At 69.0% G+C, this 14,779-nt stretch carries 14 protein-coding genes and 3 tRNA genes; 6 read left to right on the top strand and 11 right to left on the bottom strand.

What is annotated here, in order from left to right; translation table 11 throughout:
• The first annotated feature begins 146 nt into the window (after nucleotides 1–146).
• Complete coding sequence (locus tag ACFQV6_RS28175; protein ID WP_378030618.1) at nucleotides 147–890, top strand: DUF4190 domain-containing protein; 744 nt, start codon at nucleotides 147–149, stop codon at nucleotides 888–890.
• Between the two features lie 70 nt (nucleotides 891–960).
• Here the strand turns inward: ACFQV6_RS28175 and ACFQV6_RS28170 are convergent.
• The 5 genes from ACFQV6_RS28170 to ACFQV6_RS28150 all read right to left on the bottom strand — a co-directional run bounded on the left by ACFQV6_RS28170 (nucleotide 961) and on the right by ACFQV6_RS28150 (nucleotide 6,453).
• Nucleotides 961–1,033, bottom strand: a tRNA-Lys gene (locus ACFQV6_RS28170).
• A 59-nt stretch (nucleotides 1,034–1,092) separates the two neighbouring features.
• Entirely contained in the window at nucleotides 1,093–2,079 is a 987-nt protein-coding gene (locus tag ACFQV6_RS28165) for an SEC-C metal-binding domain-containing protein (RefSeq protein ID WP_378030617.1), read from the bottom strand.
• 99 nt (nucleotides 2,080–2,178) lie between these two features.
• Nucleotides 2,179–4,116 (bottom strand): endo-1,4-beta-xylanase, encoded by a 1,938-nt coding sequence (locus tag ACFQV6_RS28160; protein WP_378030616.1) that lies wholly within the window; start codon nucleotides 4,114–4,116, stop codon nucleotides 2,179–2,181.
• 169 nt (nucleotides 4,117–4,285) lie between these two features.
• Nucleotides 4,286–5,437, bottom strand: a complete 1,152-nt coding sequence (locus ACFQV6_RS28155) for a hypothetical protein (RefSeq protein WP_378030615.1) — start codon at nucleotides 5,435–5,437, stop codon at nucleotides 4,286–4,288.
• Nucleotides 5,434–6,453, bottom strand: coding sequence for a helix-turn-helix domain-containing protein (locus ACFQV6_RS28150; RefSeq protein WP_378030614.1), 1,020 nt, complete (start codon nucleotides 6,451–6,453; stop codon nucleotides 5,434–5,436). The genes ACFQV6_RS28155 and ACFQV6_RS28150 overlap by 4 nt, the downstream gene beginning before the upstream one ends.
• A gap of 354 nt (nucleotides 6,454–6,807) precedes the next feature.
• Between ACFQV6_RS28150 and ACFQV6_RS28145 the strand changes: the two genes are divergently transcribed.
• Both ACFQV6_RS28145 and ACFQV6_RS28140 read left to right on the top strand, forming a co-directional pair.
• Nucleotides 6,808–7,077 (top strand): hypothetical protein, encoded by a 270-nt coding sequence (locus ACFQV6_RS28145; RefSeq protein ID WP_378030613.1) that lies wholly within the window; start codon nucleotides 6,808–6,810, stop codon nucleotides 7,075–7,077.
• Between the two features lie 95 nt (nucleotides 7,078–7,172).
• Entirely contained in the window at nucleotides 7,173–7,664 is a 492-nt protein-coding gene (locus tag ACFQV6_RS28140) for a GNAT family N-acetyltransferase (protein WP_378030612.1), read from the top strand.
• An 88-nt stretch (nucleotides 7,665–7,752) separates the two neighbouring features.
• On the opposite strand, the gene ACFQV6_RS28135 is transcribed toward ACFQV6_RS28140, so the two are convergent.
• A tRNA-Lys gene (locus ACFQV6_RS28135) sits at nucleotides 7,753–7,825 on the bottom strand.
• A gap of 138 nt (nucleotides 7,826–7,963) precedes the next feature.
• Between ACFQV6_RS28135 and ACFQV6_RS28130 the strand changes: the two genes are divergently transcribed.
• Both ACFQV6_RS28130 and ACFQV6_RS28125 read left to right on the top strand, forming a co-directional pair.
• Nucleotides 7,964–9,208 (top strand): Ig-like domain-containing protein, encoded by a 1,245-nt coding sequence (locus tag ACFQV6_RS28130; protein WP_378030611.1) that lies wholly within the window; start codon nucleotides 7,964–7,966, stop codon nucleotides 9,206–9,208.
• Between the two features lie 198 nt (nucleotides 9,209–9,406).
• The gene (locus ACFQV6_RS28125) at nucleotides 9,407–10,591 is read left to right on the top strand and encodes an Ig-like domain-containing protein (protein WP_378030610.1); all 1,185 of its coding nucleotides are present in this window, start codon (nucleotides 9,407–9,409) and stop codon (nucleotides 10,589–10,591) included.
• Between the two features lie 140 nt (nucleotides 10,592–10,731).
• On the opposite strand, the gene ACFQV6_RS28120 is transcribed toward ACFQV6_RS28125, so the two are convergent.
• Nucleotides 10,732–11,628 (bottom strand): DUF6461 domain-containing protein, encoded by an 897-nt coding sequence (locus ACFQV6_RS28120; protein ID WP_378030609.1) that lies wholly within the window; start codon nucleotides 11,626–11,628, stop codon nucleotides 10,732–10,734.
• A 101-nt stretch (nucleotides 11,629–11,729) separates the two neighbouring features.
• Here ACFQV6_RS28120 and ACFQV6_RS28115 point away from each other — a divergent pair, with 101 nt between their 5' ends.
• Nucleotides 11,730–12,182, top strand: coding sequence for a hypothetical protein (locus tag ACFQV6_RS28115; protein ID WP_378030608.1), 453 nt, complete (start codon nucleotides 11,730–11,732; stop codon nucleotides 12,180–12,182).
• Nucleotides 12,183–12,250: 68 nt separating this feature from the next.
• On the opposite strand, the gene ACFQV6_RS28110 is transcribed toward ACFQV6_RS28115, so the two are convergent.
• The 4 genes from ACFQV6_RS28110 to orn all read right to left on the bottom strand — a co-directional run bounded on the left by ACFQV6_RS28110 (nucleotide 12,251) and on the right by orn (nucleotide 14,707).
• Nucleotides 12,251–13,027, bottom strand: a complete 777-nt coding sequence (locus ACFQV6_RS28110) for a hypothetical protein (protein ID WP_378030607.1) — start codon at nucleotides 13,025–13,027, stop codon at nucleotides 12,251–12,253.
• Nucleotides 13,020–13,538: a SigE family RNA polymerase sigma factor gene (locus ACFQV6_RS28105; protein ID WP_378030606.1), complete on the bottom strand. Its 519-nt coding sequence runs from the start codon at nucleotides 13,536–13,538 to the stop codon at nucleotides 13,020–13,022. Before ACFQV6_RS28105 ends, ACFQV6_RS28110 begins: the two co-directional genes overlap by 8 nt.
• 311 nt (nucleotides 13,539–13,849) lie before the next feature.
• A tRNA-His gene (locus tag ACFQV6_RS28100) sits at nucleotides 13,850–13,925 on the bottom strand.
• Between the two features lie 185 nt (nucleotides 13,926–14,110).
• On the bottom strand, nucleotides 14,111–14,707 hold the full coding sequence (gene orn / locus ACFQV6_RS28095) for an oligoribonuclease (RefSeq protein WP_378030605.1): 597 nt from the start codon (nucleotides 14,705–14,707) through the stop codon (nucleotides 14,111–14,113).
• Nucleotides 14,708–14,779 lie beyond the last annotated feature (72 nt).

Here is a 14,779-nt window from a genome sequence, read left to right as displayed (position 1 = left end):
CCGCCGACCGGGTCGTCCGCTTCGACTTTCGTACCAAATGGGTTGCGGTGTATAGCCACGCCGAGTTCGGGGCGGCAGCATGAGCGAACGGTCTATACGGGTGGGACCGTCCAGTTCCGCCCTCCTGAGCAGGAACTCGGAGCACGATGTCACAGCCGCCCAACCAGCCGCCGTACGATCCGACGCAGCCCTTCGGGCAGCCGGAGTACGACGCTCAGCAGCAGCCGTCTCCGTACGCCGCACCTGACAGCGCCGCACCCGACAGCGCCCCACCGACCGCGCCTTTCCCGCCGCAGCCGCCGTACCAGGCTCCGAACAGTGCGCCGCCCGCCCAGCCGTACGGGCCGTATGGTCAGGCGCCCTACCCGGCTCCGGACAGCGCACCGCCCGCCGCGCCCTTCGGCCAGGCCTACAAGGCGCCGGACTCGCCCTACGGCCAGCCCTACCCGGCTCCCGACAGTGCGCCGCCGTCCGCGCCCTTCCCGCCGCAGCCCTACTCGGGCCCCCCGGCCACCGGCTACCCGCAGTCGCCCGCCGGTTACCCGCAGTCGCCGGCCGGATACCCGCCGCAGGCCGGATACCCCGCACCGCCGATGTACCAGCCCGTTGTCGTCGGCCGGCTCGGCCCGCCCACGTCGGGCTGGGCGGTCGCCTCGATGGTGCTCGGCATCGTCGGCCTGCTGCTGTTCATCTGCGCCTGGGGCATCCCGTCGCTGCTCGCGGTGATCTTCGGCCACATCGGACTCGCCGAGACCAAGCGCGGCGAGAAGTCCGGTCAGGGCATGGCTGTCGCGGGTCTCGTCCTCGGCTACATCTTCATCGGCCCGGCGATCCTGATCGCCGTGATGGGTGGCCTCGGCAGCATGGGCGCGATCTTCTCCAGCGTCTGATCTCCCAGCGTTCGAAGTGCCGCACAGCAAGAAGCCCCGCCCGGTGACCGGACGGGGCTTTCTCGTGCTGTGCGCCGCGTAGGACTTGAACCTACAACCCGCGGATTAAGAGTCCGCTGCTCTGCCAGTTGAGCTAGCAGCGCCTTGCAACGAGGCAGAACGTTAGCACACCGGCCGGACCCTTCTCACCAGGACAGGGGGGTCACGCGCGGGATCGTGGCAAGCAACACTTCTTGTACTTCGACCCGGAACGGCACCAGCACGGCCCGTTACGCGCGGGCGGCCAGGGCATGCCGGAAGGCATGCTCTTCTGCTGGTTCTCGTAGCCGACCCGGGTCGCCGGATCGGCCGGATCGGCGCCGCGCCGGGCAGCGTAGGCGGCCAGTCCCTCCGCGGTGCCCTGCGACAGCGCCCACCACCCTCCCTCGGCCTCGGTCAGGGTTTTCTCGATCGAGGCGCGGTGCTCGTCCCAGGTCCGGCCGTACACCTCGGCGAGAGCCGGCCAGCGCAGCATCACCCGGTCGAACTCCTCCCGCGACCAGAACAGCGGGGCCGGCCCGTCCGGCCCGATCGGCCCGTCCGGCTCATCCGGGTCGAGACCGTTCTGGACGAGCCGCATCCGGTCGGCGGTCTCGTCCATCTCGTCCGGCGGCAGGCCGAGCTCGTGCCGAATACGCCGGCGGGCCCGCAGCAGCGCGTGGAGCACCCGGAGGCCATGGTCGTCCGGTTCTCCGGCGCGATCCAGCAGGGTCTCCAGCGCCGCCGTCAGCCACTGCTCGGCGATCGACGAACTGCCGCACTCCTCCATCGCCTCGGACAGCGACGACGCGGCGTCGGCATCCCGGACCAGACGCGGCCGCACGGCGCTGAACTGTGCCATCGCCTCGTCCTCGCGCCCGAGGCGATGAAGTATGAGACCGCGGTACGACCGGGGGAAGCTGTCCGCCCCCGGCCCGGAGACCTCGACGGCCCGATCGATCAGGGCGAGAGCGCCGGTCAGGTCACCCTGCCGCTCGTTGGTCTCGGCGGCGAGGGTCAGGGCGTAACCCGCGTCGGCGGGATCCGCTAGCTGTTCGCGGTCGACCGCCTCGACGAGGGCCGCTATCTGGGCGGACGGGTCCTCGGCCTGAAGCGCCTCGTGTCCCATGGCGTCCAGGTCGTCCCCGGTGAGCAGTTCGTCCGACGGCACGCGTCACCCCACCCTGGCCCGGTGATCTCCCCCGACGGTCCGGGCAGCCCGCCGCGGGCGTGGTGGGGTCCACGCCCGCGGCGGTGTGGGGAACGGGAATCAGGCTGCGCCGCACGTCAGCGTGGGCCAGGCCCAGTTGCCGCCGTGCTGGATGGTGAATCCGAAGGTGTTGCCGCTGCCGTTCGGGCGGGCGGTCATCACGTTGCCGCTGGAGTCCCAGGAGACCGCGGCGTTCCAGGTGTTGATGATCTTCTGCGGCGACCGCACGGTGACCGTCACCGTCCAGCTGGAGCTGCCGGTGACCGCTACCTGGCCGTTGAACCGGTCACTCCACTTCTGCCCCTCGGAGTAGGTGGCCGTGCAGCCGCCGGACGGCGGCGGCGTGGTGGGCCCGGTCGTGGGCGTCGTACCGCCCGGTGCCACCGCGCGACCGGTCGAGGGCGAGATCATGCCGGCGCAGAGGCCACGGGTACGCAGGTCGGACGCGATCTGCGGGATGGCGCCGACGGTCGTCGCGTACTGGTCGTGCATCAGGATGATCTGGCCGTTGGTCAGGGTGCCGGCCCGCTGCACGATCTGAGCCGTGGTGGCACCGTTCCAGTCCTGCGAGTCGACGTCCCAGACGATCGTCCGCATGCCGAGGGCGGAGGCGGCCGACTCGAGGGTGGCGTTCGTTTCACCGTACGGCGGCCGGAAGAGCACCGGAGTGCCGCCGCCGCCGGCCTGGATCGCACTCTGCGTCCGCGACAGCTCCGAGCTCATCTGTGCGCTGCTCAGCGTCAGCATGTGCGGGTGGGTGTCGCTGTGGTTGGCCACCCACATGCCGGCCGTGACCTGCGCCTGGACCAGTGCCGGGTTGGCGGCCGCGTTCTGCCCGGTGTTGAACATCGTGGCGCGCAGGCCGTTGGAGCGCAGCGCGTTGAGCAGGTTGGTGGTGTTGCCCGGATTCGGGCCGTCGTCGTAGGTGAGCCCGACGTATCCGTTGCGGCAGTCCGTGGCGGGCGTCGTCGGCCCGGTGGTCGGGTTCGACGGGCCGGCGGCGTTGAGGGCGTCCAGCGTCGCGGTGTAGGCGGCCTTCTTGTTGCCGCTGCCGTCGAAGAGCAGCGGCGTGTCGCTCGCCCGCCAGGAGTCGCTGTCGCGGACGCCCCAGACGGTGATCCCGGTGCAGCGGGCCACCGCCAGGCAGGCGTCGACCACGGTCCGGAACTTGTTCGCCTGGTCGGTGCCGGAGCCCTGAATGTCGAGCTCGGTGATCTGCACGTCGACACCGAGCGCGGCGAAGCCGGCAACCGTCGTGGAGAAGTTGGCGGGTACCGGGTTGCCGCTGTTGAAGTGCGCCTGCAGACCCACGCAGTCGATCGGCACCTGCCGCGACTTGAAGTCACGCACCATGTTGTAGACGGCCTGCGTCTTGGCGTGGCTCCAGTTGTCGATGTTGTAGTCGTTGTAGCAGAGCTTCGCGCCGGAATCAGCCGTCCGCGCGGCCCGGAACGCCGCCTCGATCCAGTCGTTGCCGGTCCGCTGCAGGTTGGAGTCGCGGCGCGAGCCGTCGCCGTTGTCGGAGAACGCCTCGTTCACCACGTCCCAGGCGTAGATCTTGCCCCGGTAATGGGTGGCGACCTGGGTGACGTGGTTGAGCATGGCGTTGCGCAGCGACGTCCCGCTCATGCTCTGCATCCAGCCCGGCTGCTGGGAGTGCCAGGCCAGGGTGTGCCCGCGCAGGCGCTTGCCGTTGCTCGTCGCCCAGTTGGCCACCCGGTCACCGTTGGTGTAGTTGAACTGGTTCTGGTTCGGCTCGGTGGCGTCGAGCTTCATCTCGTTCTCGGCGGTGACCATGTCGAACTCGCGGCCGGCGATGGACGTGTAGGCCGCGTCGGACAGCTTCCCGGCGCTGATGGCGGTGCCGAAGTAGCGGCCGCTCTGCGCGGCGGCAGCACCGAGGGTGGTGGCTGCCTCTGCTGCTGGGGCGAGCAGCACCGCGCCGGTGGCGGCGAGGACAGCCGCCACCCCGGCGAACAGCACTCTGTTTCTGGGCATGGGGGATCACCTTTTCGACGAGAAAGAGCGGTGAATCGACGACCGTCGCTGTCTCATTGTTGAGAGGTGATACGCCCGCGTCAACGGTTGACTACCGATAAATTTCCGAAACTTTCGAAAGCGGGCTGAGCTGCACCGCTGAATGCTTTCAAGGGAAGTCAGGCCGAAATTATCGGGGACGGTGCTCGTAAACTTTCAGCCCCAGCGCGACGAAAGCCTCGGCGGCGTCGCGGTGGCGGGGCAGACCGGCGAGGAACTTCCGCCACACTTCGAGGTCCTCACGCCAGGCCGCCAGGTACCGCACGCAGAACGCCGGATCGATCACCATGCAGCGGCCCTTCGCCCCGATCAGGGTCTGCGTCATCCGCCGCCGCCGATCGTCGGCGGGGCGCTTCGCCAGCCGCTCCAGGATCTGATCGATCATCTCTCGCCGGTCGGCCAGGAAGTCCCGCCAGTACTCCTCGGTGGCGGCCAGCAGCGGCCGGTCCTCCGCCGAGAGCGCGAACAGCCCCTCGGCCAGGACGTCGCCGAACTCCTCGGAGCGGGCGCGCGCCGGGGACAGGTACGGGTCGTACTCCCGCTGGCTCACCTTGCCGCAGACCGCTACCCGCTCGATCCGGCGGCGCCCGACGAGGAAGAACCAGTCCTCGTTGTAGATGGTGGGGAAGAAAGAGGTCTGCGGCGTGACGCGTACCGCCATGGCGCCGCCGCCCACGAACGTGTCCTGGGTGAGACCGACCTCGCGGCGGGCGTGGCAGACCACGGAGTTGTCCGGGTAGCCGACGTTGCGCAGCGCGGCGACGTTGTGGCTGTCGAGCAGGCCGGCGGCGGTACGGATCGCGTCCGGTTGCAGGTCGGTGATGTCGTCGTCGAGGAAGACCACGCCGTGCCAGCCGAGCATCCGGGCCGCGGCGATACCGAGGTTGCGTTTGCGGCTGACGTCGTTGGGCCGGTCGAGTCCGATCATGGCGGCGTCGCGGACCAGGCTGTCGCAGGCGAACGACGGCAGGGCGGAACGGTCGGTGACCTCGACCGCGATGACGTGGGCGCCGATCATCTCGGCTTCCTTGCGGACCGTCTGCGGTGAAGACCAGCGGCTGCACAGCGCCACGACCGGGCGGCCCAGCTCCTTGCCGAGCAGCAGGGCGTCCCGGATCGCGGCCGGGTTGCGGATGGTCGGCACCACGATGGCGGGCACCTCACCAGGCCCGGCCGGCTCCCCGTGCACCAGCAGGTGGCCGTGCGAGAAACGGTGACCGACCTTGCGGGCCGCCAGCAGGGTGGACTCGACGAGGTACCGCGTGGCAGCCGGAGCGGTCATGCCGTCCGCGACCACTCGTGCAGGACGGTGTCCTCGTGCGTCCAGTCCGGAGTGATCATCATGCCCTGCACGATGTTGACCCTGGCCAGGATGCTGAACGTCGCTCCGGCACCGAACTGCGACTCGACGTAGACCCGGTTGCGGTCGCGGAAACGGGGATCGGTCAGCGTACGCACCGCGGCGAGCGTGCCACGCCCGTAGTTGCCGTTGCAGATGGTGACCGTGCGCTTCTGGTTGAACGGGTTCGGGCCGCGCAGGAACAGGGCGACGTCCTGGATCAGCCGCGCGTGCGGATCCGCGTCCTCCAGCACCGAACGGAAGACCAGCTCCCGGCCGCCCTCGAGCACGCGGAAGGCGCCGACATCGGGATCCTCCTCCCGGCGCTCCTGGCTCACGGGGACCTCCAGCGCACTGATCACGTCCCCGGTCATCGGGTTCCAGTCGACTCCACCGAGAAGTACGAGGTGATTGGTGAGATCGTTCGGTGTGAGTTGATCGGCCAGTTTCCGGGTGACCGTGACGCCGGGATTCGCGGCGACCAGATGGCCGTACAGCTCCATCAGGGCATCAAGGTCGGCATAAGTATACAACTCTATGTAATCCGGACTTTCCGGAGACGTGTATTGCGCGTCCGCGCGCAGGCTCTTGGGCAGGGCGGCGCAGACGATGGTGATCGGCGCCCGGTCCACGAAATGCCACAGACCCTCCTGCGGCGCCCGGGTCCCGAGATCGCCGGGCGCGTCGCCGAAGGAGGGGCGCAGGTGCAGCAGTTCAGCCCGCAGATCCTGGAAACGCTGAAGCCCGGCCTCGTCCAGCTCCGCCTGCGGGTCACCGTCCCCCGCGAAGAAGCGCGCGTAACCCTCGAGCCGGTCGACAGGTGGCACCGCCTTGCCGTGCTCCCACGAGGAGACCAGCGGCACGCTCACCCCCAGCGCCTTGGCGAGCACCTGCTGCTTGAGGCTCCCGCGCAGCTCACGCAGCCGTCGCGCCAGCACTTCAGCTCCGGGGTTAGCCATCACGCCGCCCTTCAGCGAGGTTCAGCAAGCACTGAACCACGGGCCGATTTCCGCACGCCGCACACCCTAGATGAATGAACATGAGTTCACGAGTGCGCACCGCGGTGCCGTCACCAAGTCGTTGCTTCAGTCAAAACTGAAGTTTAGCCTGAAGACAATCCGACGACTTAACCAAGGTTAAGGAGATGGTCGAGGAGGTCACATGGCCCCGTCCGCACGATCGCCCACCGCGCCGCGCCGGCACCCACCGCAGAAGCAACAACGTCCCCGGCGGCCACCGAGGACGTTGCAGGTTCCATCCCCGTCAGGCCCCACCCGCGCAGTTCATCACGTGCAGGCCGAAGGGAAGACACCATGCTCACGGTAACTCTCAGCGCGGCCCTTTCGAAGTCAGCCGTTCCGGCGACCCTGTCCGCGGCCGAAACCGACACCTCAGGCGGCCTGGTCGCGATCCTGCTGATGGCACTGGTCCTCACCGCGCTCGCGATCCGGCTGCTCAGCACCGCCCTCGGCCCATTCCGCGAGGTCATCCGGGCCGCCACCGCGGCGGTCGGCAGCATCCTTCTCGTCTCGATGATCCTGATCATGCTGATCGCCTCGGTGGCGATGTCAGCCCGTGCCTGATCAGGTCACTTCGGGGTCGGATCAGCTCACTCCGGGATCGGCACCGGCGCCGGTCCCGGAGTGACGGCATCGCCACGAAAGGGCACGATGACACCGTGCGGGACATCACCATCACAGCGGCGGGTCCCGCGGATCTCATCCTGCTGGACCACGTCTTCGGCCCGTTCCTCGGCGGCGTCTATCGCAGGCGCTTCGAACTGCCGGGCCGCATCCTCCTAGCGGAGATCAACCACCGGCCGGCCGCGGCCATGTTCGTGTCCACCGGGTGCCCGGACGAGCCCGAGATCATCGAACACCTCGGCGAGACACCGATGCTGCACCGGCTGGCCGTCGTCCTGCATCGGCGCCGGACCGGCCTGGCCACCTTCCTGATCGGCGCCGCCGAGGCGGCGCTGCGGGAGCGGGGCCATCGCCGGGTCGCGGTGGGCGTCGACCTGGAGAACACCATCGCGGTACGCCTGTACGACGGCGCCGGTTTCCGGGAGTGGCCGCACGGCCGCCTCAAGACCTTCCGCGAGCACCGGGACGCCGACGGCACCGTGCGGATCACACCGGACGAGTGCCTGATCTTCGTCAAGGACCTATGAGCTTCGTCAAGGACCTATGAGCTTCGTCATGGACGCATGAGAGAAGCCCCGACGGTGTCGCTCGTCGGGGCTTCGTGTGGAGAAGAAGTGCGTCGCGTAGGACTTGAACCTACAACCCGCGGATTAAGAGTCCGCTGCTCTGCCAGTTGAGCTAGCGACGCTGGCCATGCAACGTCAAAACGGTAGCACGCCCTCCGGAGATCCTTGAAATCGACCACTTCCCACCTCAAGGGGGACCCGCAACTTGCGTCCATGAGTCAGTATGTCTGCGCTGAGAACTCCAGAACGGGGCCCCACCGATGGTTCACCTTCGCCGCTCACTGGCGGCGATCATGGCACTCGCCCTGATCGCCCCCCTCGCCGCGTGTGGCGACGATCCGAAACCGACCTTCACCGAGCCGGCCGCCGCCGAACCCGCCGCGTCCGGCAGTGCCTCGGGCGCGCCGGTGCCGGAGAGCACCACGGTGGCGAGCCCGGTGTCGCTGACGATCACGCCGGCCAAGGACAAGAAGAACGTGCCGGTCAGTTCCGAGATCGGCGTCAAGGTGAGCGGCGGCGAGGTCACCTCCGTCACGCTCAAGGACGCCAAGGGCAAGGCCGTCTCGGGCGAGATGCGCGAGGACGGGTCCAGCTGGGTGCCGAGCAAACCCTTGAAGACCAAGCAGACGTACGAGGCAACTGTCGTCGCCACCGGACAGGGCGGTGCCTCGACGACTCAGACGACCTCCTTCACCACGATGGGTGAGCCGGGCCGCCGCACCGGGACGGGTCTCTACCTGTTCGACGGCAACACCTACGGCGTCGCGATGCCGGTGGTGGTCGAGTTCAACCCGGGCATCAAGAAGGCCGACCGGGCCGAGGTGCAGAAGCGGATGTTCGTGGAGACCGAGCCGGCGCAGCCGGGCGTCTGGTCGTGGACGGCGAGCGGCACCCAGGCCTACTACCGCGCCCCGGAATTCTGGAAGCCCGGCACCACGCTGAAGGTCCGCATCGCCGTCGGTGGCCTGCCCACCGGTAAGAACATCTACGGCGACCGGGACCGGTCGGCGACCTCCAAGATCGGGCGTAGTTTCGAGATGAAGGTCGACAACGGCTCGAAGAAGATGACAGTCGTGCAGGACGGCAAGACGGTCAAGACGATGCCGGTGAGCCTGGGCAAGAAGAGCACCCCGTCGTCGAGCGGAACGATGGTGGTCATGCAGAAGATGGCGGAGACTGTCTTCGACACCACCGACACCGACGGCGCGGACGGCTACCGCACCGAGATCCAGTACGCACAGCGACTGACCTGGAGCGGGCAGTACATTCACTCGGCTCCGTGGTCGACAGGTGATCAAGGTCGCCGCAACGTGTCGCACGGATGTGTCAATGTCTCCCCCTCCAACGCACGCTGGCTGTTCGACAAGACCCTCGTCGGTGACCCGGTCACGGTGAAGGGCACGGGCGACAAGCTGGAGTACGGCAACGGTTGGACGCCATGGGACGTGAGCTGGGAAAAGTTCGCCGAGGGCAGCGCTCTGAAGGCACCCGAGGGACTGGGCTGACGCCGGTCGCCCGCCATGAGTGGCCGGCACCCCGTACGGGGTACATCGATGGGACAGTGCCCGTCGCGGCACGAACCCGGGATTGGTCAACTGATGTTTTTGGAGCACACTTGGGCGGCCGGAGAGAACGGACGCCGTGAGGGGACCATGGAGATGGATGGAAGTCGGTCAAGACCGCGCCGCCGCTGGCGTGCGGCTATGGCCGCGCTGGTGGCCGGAACCCTGCTGCTGACCACCGCGTGCAGCGGTGGTGGCGACGACGCACCGTCGTGGCAGGGTGGCGGAAACGAGACCGTCACATCGGAGTCCCCATCGCCGGAGCCGACGCTGAGCACCGTCGCGGTGACCTCTCCCGCGCAGGAGGCCACCGAGGTCGAGGCCTGGTCCGAGGTGAAATACAGCAGCGAGGACCCGGACAACACCACGGTCAAGGTGACCGACGCCAAGGGCGACGAGGTCAAGGGCACCGTCGACCAGGACGAGAACGTGTGGCGCCCGGCCGAGTCGATGGACTGGGGCACCAAATACACGGTGACCGTCGACACCCCCGCGGCCGAGGGCAAGAACAACACCACCACCAGCTCCTTCACCACCATGAAGAAGCCGAAGAACCTGGTGCGGGTGACCAGCTTCCTCGGTGACTCGCAGAAGGTCGGCGTGGGCATGCCGCTGATCATGAAGTTCGGCCGCGAGATCCCGGAGAAGTACCGGGCCGAGGTCGAGCGCAAGATGGTGGTGACCGCCACTCCGGCCCAGGAGGGCGTCTGGCACTGGACCAGCTCCACCGAGGTGCACTACCGGCCCAAGGTGTACTGGAAAGCCGGCTCCAAGATCTTCTACAAGGTCCAGCTCAAGGGCGTGAAGATGGGCGACGGGTGGTATGGCCGGTCCGACCTGACCGTCGACCTCAACGTCGGCCGCTCCCTGATCATGACCGTCTCCAACAAGACCAAGAAGATGACGGTCAAGCAGGACGGCAAGGTCATCAAGACCATCCCGGTGAGCCTCGGCAAGGCGAAGACCCCGTCCTCGAGCGGCACCATGGTCGTCATCGAGAAGAAGGAACACACCGTCTTCGACACGATGGACGAGCTGGGCCCCGAAGAGGGCTACCGCACCGACATCGACTTCGCCCAGCGGATCACCTGGAGCGGCCAGTACATCCACGCCGCCCCGTGGTCCGAGGGCGTCCAGGGCCGCACGAACGTCTCACACGGCTGCGTCAACGTCTCCGAGGCGATGGGCAAGTGGCTCTTCGACCGCACGATGATGGGCGACGTGATCACGGTCTCCGGGACCGAGGAGAAGCTGAAGAACGGCAACGGCTGGACCGACTGGAACATGAGCTGGGCGGAGTACAAGAAGGGCAGCGCCCTGCACTAGCGACAACCCCGGCATGACGCGGGCCCGGTCCTCCGACCGGGCCCGCTCTCATTCCCGGCCTTCCACCCGCTCCCCGCCCGTTTCCCACCAGCTTCCCGCCCTGCTTCCCGCGCGCCGCCCTGCTTCCCGCCGGCTTGACGTCAGCGGAAGATCTTGCCGATCCGCCGGGCCGAGGCCGCCATCAGGCGGGGCCAGTCACGCTCCTCCTCGTCACCCTCGGCGTCGCCGTCCTCACCGTTGTCGTCCACGTCGTCGATCTCGTACTCGTCGTCCCACGACTCCGCCCGCGACCCGCGCCGCTCCGGCGCGGCACGCGGCGCGGGAATCGGCGCCGGGCCGGACCCGACCAGCTCAAGAGCTGCGGGGCCGGGCAGGGCGGCGCAGAAAAAGGTCGCGGTTTCCAGGGCTTCCAAAGTCAGGTGTACGCCGGAAAGCTCCTCCGCCAACGCCAGCGCCCGTTCCCGGTACCTGCTGTCGTGGCTCCACGCCGCGTCCGTGGCCTCGGAGTCCTCCCCGCTCGGGTCGAAGCCGAGCCGTTCCAGGATCCCGACGAGCCGGTCCGGGTCACTCCCCCGCCGGGTGTTCCCCCCGGACGGGTCGAAATCCAGGAGCACCTCACCGTCCCGCGCCCAGACGAACCGTGCGTCGGAGTGTTCGTCATCGGAGTGCGAGACCAGCTCCGTCCCCCGCGACAGCTCGCGGACGGCCTGGTCGCGGACGACCTGGTCGCGGACGACCTGGTCGCCGGAGTCTGGGGCTCCGGCCGGCTCCACGATCAGCGTCCAGTCGCCGAACTCGGCCGCACCGGCGAACCCGCCGCGGACGACACCGCCCGACGCCTCTGGCCGCTCCGCCCGCGCCTCGCCGGTGAGGCCGGGTAGGCGCTGGAGGCCGGTGACCGGGATCGGCTCGGTCCCGCCGAGCAGCTCGATCACCTCGGCGGGTGTGCGGCCGCGCACGAGGGTGAGGCGGTAGGCGTCCGCCAGCTCGGCGCACTGCTCGGTGAACCAGGCGTAGTTCTCGGCGCTCGCAACCATCCGGCGATCATGCCGCACGACGGTGATTCCTGTCAGCGTCCGGTTCGGGGCAGGATCGGATTCCGGCACGCCGATGTACGGGACGACCGTAGCCTGCCGGTATGCCAAGAATCGTCCACTTTGCGGTGGTGATGGTGTTTCTGGCCGGTGGCTGTTCCGGCGGCGGTGGCGGTGTCGGAGGTGGCGCCGGGAATGGTGCCCCGGAGCCCGCACCAGGCGCCGTAGCGAGTCCGAGCGGCAGCGCGGCACCGACCACCAGCAGCGACGCGGCACAGATCGACGATCCGCCCGGCCTGATCACCTGCCGGGAGGTGGCGGCGGCCCTTCGCGACGCGACCCTGCTGGACGACGGAGTGGTGGACCGGATCCGCGACACCAGCGCCACCGCCGACGCCCCGGTCACCGACGCGGCCACCGCACTGGCCGAGGCCTACACGAAGGCGGTTGCCGCCCGCGGATCAGCCGACGAGCCGGACGCCGTCGCCGCGGTCAGCGCCGCCGCCGTCGAGATGTCCGAGGTCTGTGGCGACAGCGGTCTCGAGTCGATTCGCTGACCAGGCCGATCCACCGCGAACCCGCAGTGTGACCAGCCGGCCGACGGATCTCGGTCTTCGCGGTGTGGCTAGCCGGTTGAGAAGGCGCCGGTGATCTCGGCTTTCTCGGCGCCGGCCGAGGCGATCGCGCCGTACGTGTCCGCGCCGGGATTGCGATCGCCGGCGGCGTGCAGGTACTGCACCGCGAAGACGTAGTCGCCCGGTGCCAGCGTGCGTCCCTGGTTCAGGGTGAAGCGGTAGAGCAGGGCGTCCTTCTCCTCGACCAGCGTGACCGTCATCATCTCGGCCGGCACCGTGCTCCACCGGCCGGCGTCCTTGACACCCTCCGTGCGCACCACGCTGATCACCAGGTCCAGCGCGGTGATCTCCTTCGTGGTGTTCAGGGTCAGGTTGCCCTGGGCCCAGGTGGTGTTCGAGTGGCCGTCGACGACGGCTTCCGAGCTGAGGAAGCCGTCCGCCGGGCGGAAACTCGGCGTGGCGGCGGTCGAGCCCGTACCGCCGGGCTTCTCGGGGCGGCTGGCCCTGCGGGACGGGGACGCGGAAGCTGAGGGCTCGGGAGCCGGGGTTGCGCTGGTGGGCGCCACCGGAACGCTGCTCTGGGTGGCGGCGGGCGTGTCCCGGTCGCCCGTCCAGCCGCCGGCCAGCTTGATCCCGGCGAAACCCACGACGAGGGTCGCCACCACGGAGGCCGCCGCGGCGACCGGGCGCAGCGCGGTGAACGCCCACCGGCTGCGCGGCTCGGTACGCCGCCGCGTGATCCGGGCCAGCATGGCGTCCCGGTCGGGTGCGTGCCGCTCGGCCTCCCGGCGCAGCACCGGGCCCAGATCGGGCTGGTGCTCAGCCATGGTGGCCTCCCGTCATCAGCGGCATCCCTTGCAGGTACTCGCTCAACTGGGCGGCGCCCCGCGAGGTGTGGCTCTTCACCGCGCCGACCGAGATCCCCAGGATCGTGGCCACGTCCCGTTCCGGCACGTCGAAGGCGTACCGGAGAATGACGCACTCCCGGCGCCGCTGCGGAAGTCGCTGCAATGCGGCGCGCACGTCCAGGATCGCGGGGGTGTCGCTCTCGCTGCGGTCGCGGCGCAGCAGGCCCAGACGCAGCAGGCCCGCGCGCTCCCGGCTCTGCCGCTTGATCCACTGACGGGCCAGGTTGGTCACGATGCCGCGAGCGTACGCGACCGGGCTCTGCGCCGCCTGGACCCGTTCCCAGTGCCGCCACACCTCCACGAACGCGTCGGCCGCCAGGTCGTCGGCGACCTGCGAATCGCCGGTGACCAGGTAGGCGAGCCGGGACAGGTCGGCGTGGTGATCGTCGAAGAAGCGCCGGAATGCGTACTCGGTTTCAAGGCCGGACAAGGGACCGTTCCTGACCGCCGGCCACCGTGGCCGCAGAGCCGGGCGTCAGCACCGCAATCGGCACGACGATGCGCTTGGCGAGCATCAGGGTCTCCCGGGGACGAAGGTTGATCCACTCCCCAGTGGTCCGGCGGCGCCAAAAGGTTGCGCGCTCCCACGACAAATTTTCCTGTGATCGTGAGGAGCGCTCCCAGAGCCCGTCCGGCGCGGCTGTCCGGTGCTGTCCGGCGCGGCTGTCCGGTGCTGTCCGGCTCAGCTGTCCGGCGCAGCGAAAAGGCCCGGTCCGCAGACCGAGCCTTTGCCATTTCGCATGGGGTGACCGACGGGACTTGAACCCGCGACCCCCGGGACCACAACCCGGTGCTCTACCAGCTGAGCTACGACCACCATGCCCACGGGAACCATCCCCGCCGTGCCGGACAATCATAGCCACACCCACCGCGGGGCCGTCGAGCGGGTTACCGGCGCGGCGCAGATGGCCGCCAACCCGACGGCCTTGGCGCCTCGACTCCGCGACCTACGGCGGCCTCCGACTCGGCGGCGTCCAACTCGGCGGCCTCCAGCCAGGTGGCCTAGAGCTCGGCGGCGACGGCCTTGGCGGCTTCGACGTCCGGGCCCGGTTGCGGGACGAAGACGGTGCGGCGGTAGTACTCCAGTTCGCGGATGCTCTCCCGGATGTCGGCGAGCGCGCGGTGGGACAGGCCCTTGGCCGGCTGGCCGAAGTACACCCGCGGGTACCACCGGCGGCAGAGCTCCTTGATCGACGAGACGTCGATCATCCGGTAGTGCAGGTGGGCGTCGAGCGCCGGCATGTCCCGGGCCAGGAAGCCACGGTCGGTGGCGATCGAGTTGCCGCACAGCGGGGCGGTGCGCGGGTTCGGCACGAACTCCCGGATGTACGCCAGGACCTGCTCCTCCGCCTCCGCCATGGTGATCACGGAGCGGCGCACCTCGTCGGTCAGCCCCGACTTGGCGTGCATGTCGCGAACCACCGGCGGCATCGCGTCCAGCGCCGCGTCGTCAGCCGCGATGACCAGGTCGACGCCTTCGCCGAGCACGTTGAGTTCAGGATCGGTGACCAGCGCCGCGACCTCGATGAGCTTGTCCTTGCCCAGGTCGAGACCGGTCATCTCACAGTCGATCCACACCAGAAGATCCGCCACGGGCACAGCCTACGCCCGGAGCGGCACCATCGTTTGACGCCTACGGCCGATCGCTGCACTCCTTCGCGCTGTTTGTCC

It is taken from the genome of Actinoplanes sp. GCM10030250 (assembly GCF_042666575.1).
Taxonomy (GTDB): domain Bacteria; phylum Actinomycetota; class Actinomycetes; order Mycobacteriales; family Micromonosporaceae; genus Actinoplanes.
The sequence above is the reverse complement of the archived record's forward strand: the minus strand, read 5'-3'. Positions and strand labels throughout refer to the sequence as shown.

Excerpts from the sequence above, each read along its gene's own strand:
- ACFQV6_RS28150 (WP_378030614.1), bottom strand. The coding sequence starts at position 6,453 with ATGGCTAACCCCGGAGCTGAAGTGCTGGCGCGACGGCTGCGTGAGCTG.
- ACFQV6_RS28120 (WP_378030609.1), bottom strand. The coding sequence starts at position 11,628 with ATGGTTGCGAGCGCCGAGAACTACGCCTGGTTCACCGAGCAGTGCGCC.
- ACFQV6_RS28175 (WP_378030618.1), top strand. The coding sequence starts at position 147 with ATGTCACAGCCGCCCAACCAGCCGCCGTACGATCCGACGCAGCCCTTC.
- ACFQV6_RS28125 (WP_378030610.1), top strand. The coding sequence starts at position 9,407 with ATGGCCGCGCTGGTGGCCGGAACCCTGCTGCTGACCACCGCGTGCAGC.
- ACFQV6_RS28160 (WP_378030616.1), bottom strand. The coding sequence starts at position 4,116 with ATGCCCAGAAACAGAGTGCTGTTCGCCGGGGTGGCGGCTGTCCTCGCC.
- ACFQV6_RS28145 (WP_378030613.1), top strand. The coding sequence starts at position 6,808 with ATGCTCACGGTAACTCTCAGCGCGGCCCTTTCGAAGTCAGCCGTTCCG.
- ACFQV6_RS28110 (WP_378030607.1), bottom strand. The coding sequence starts at position 13,027 with ATGGCTGAGCACCAGCCCGATCTGGGCCCGGTGCTGCGCCGGGAGGCC.
- ACFQV6_RS28155 (WP_378030615.1), bottom strand. The coding sequence starts at position 5,437 with ATGACCGCTCCGGCTGCCACGCGGTACCTCGTCGAGTCCACCCTGCTG.
- ACFQV6_RS28130 (WP_378030611.1), top strand. The coding sequence starts at position 7,964 with ATGGTTCACCTTCGCCGCTCACTGGCGGCGATCATGGCACTCGCCCTG.
- ACFQV6_RS28115 (WP_378030608.1), top strand. The coding sequence starts at position 11,730 with ATGCCAAGAATCGTCCACTTTGCGGTGGTGATGGTGTTTCTGGCCGGT.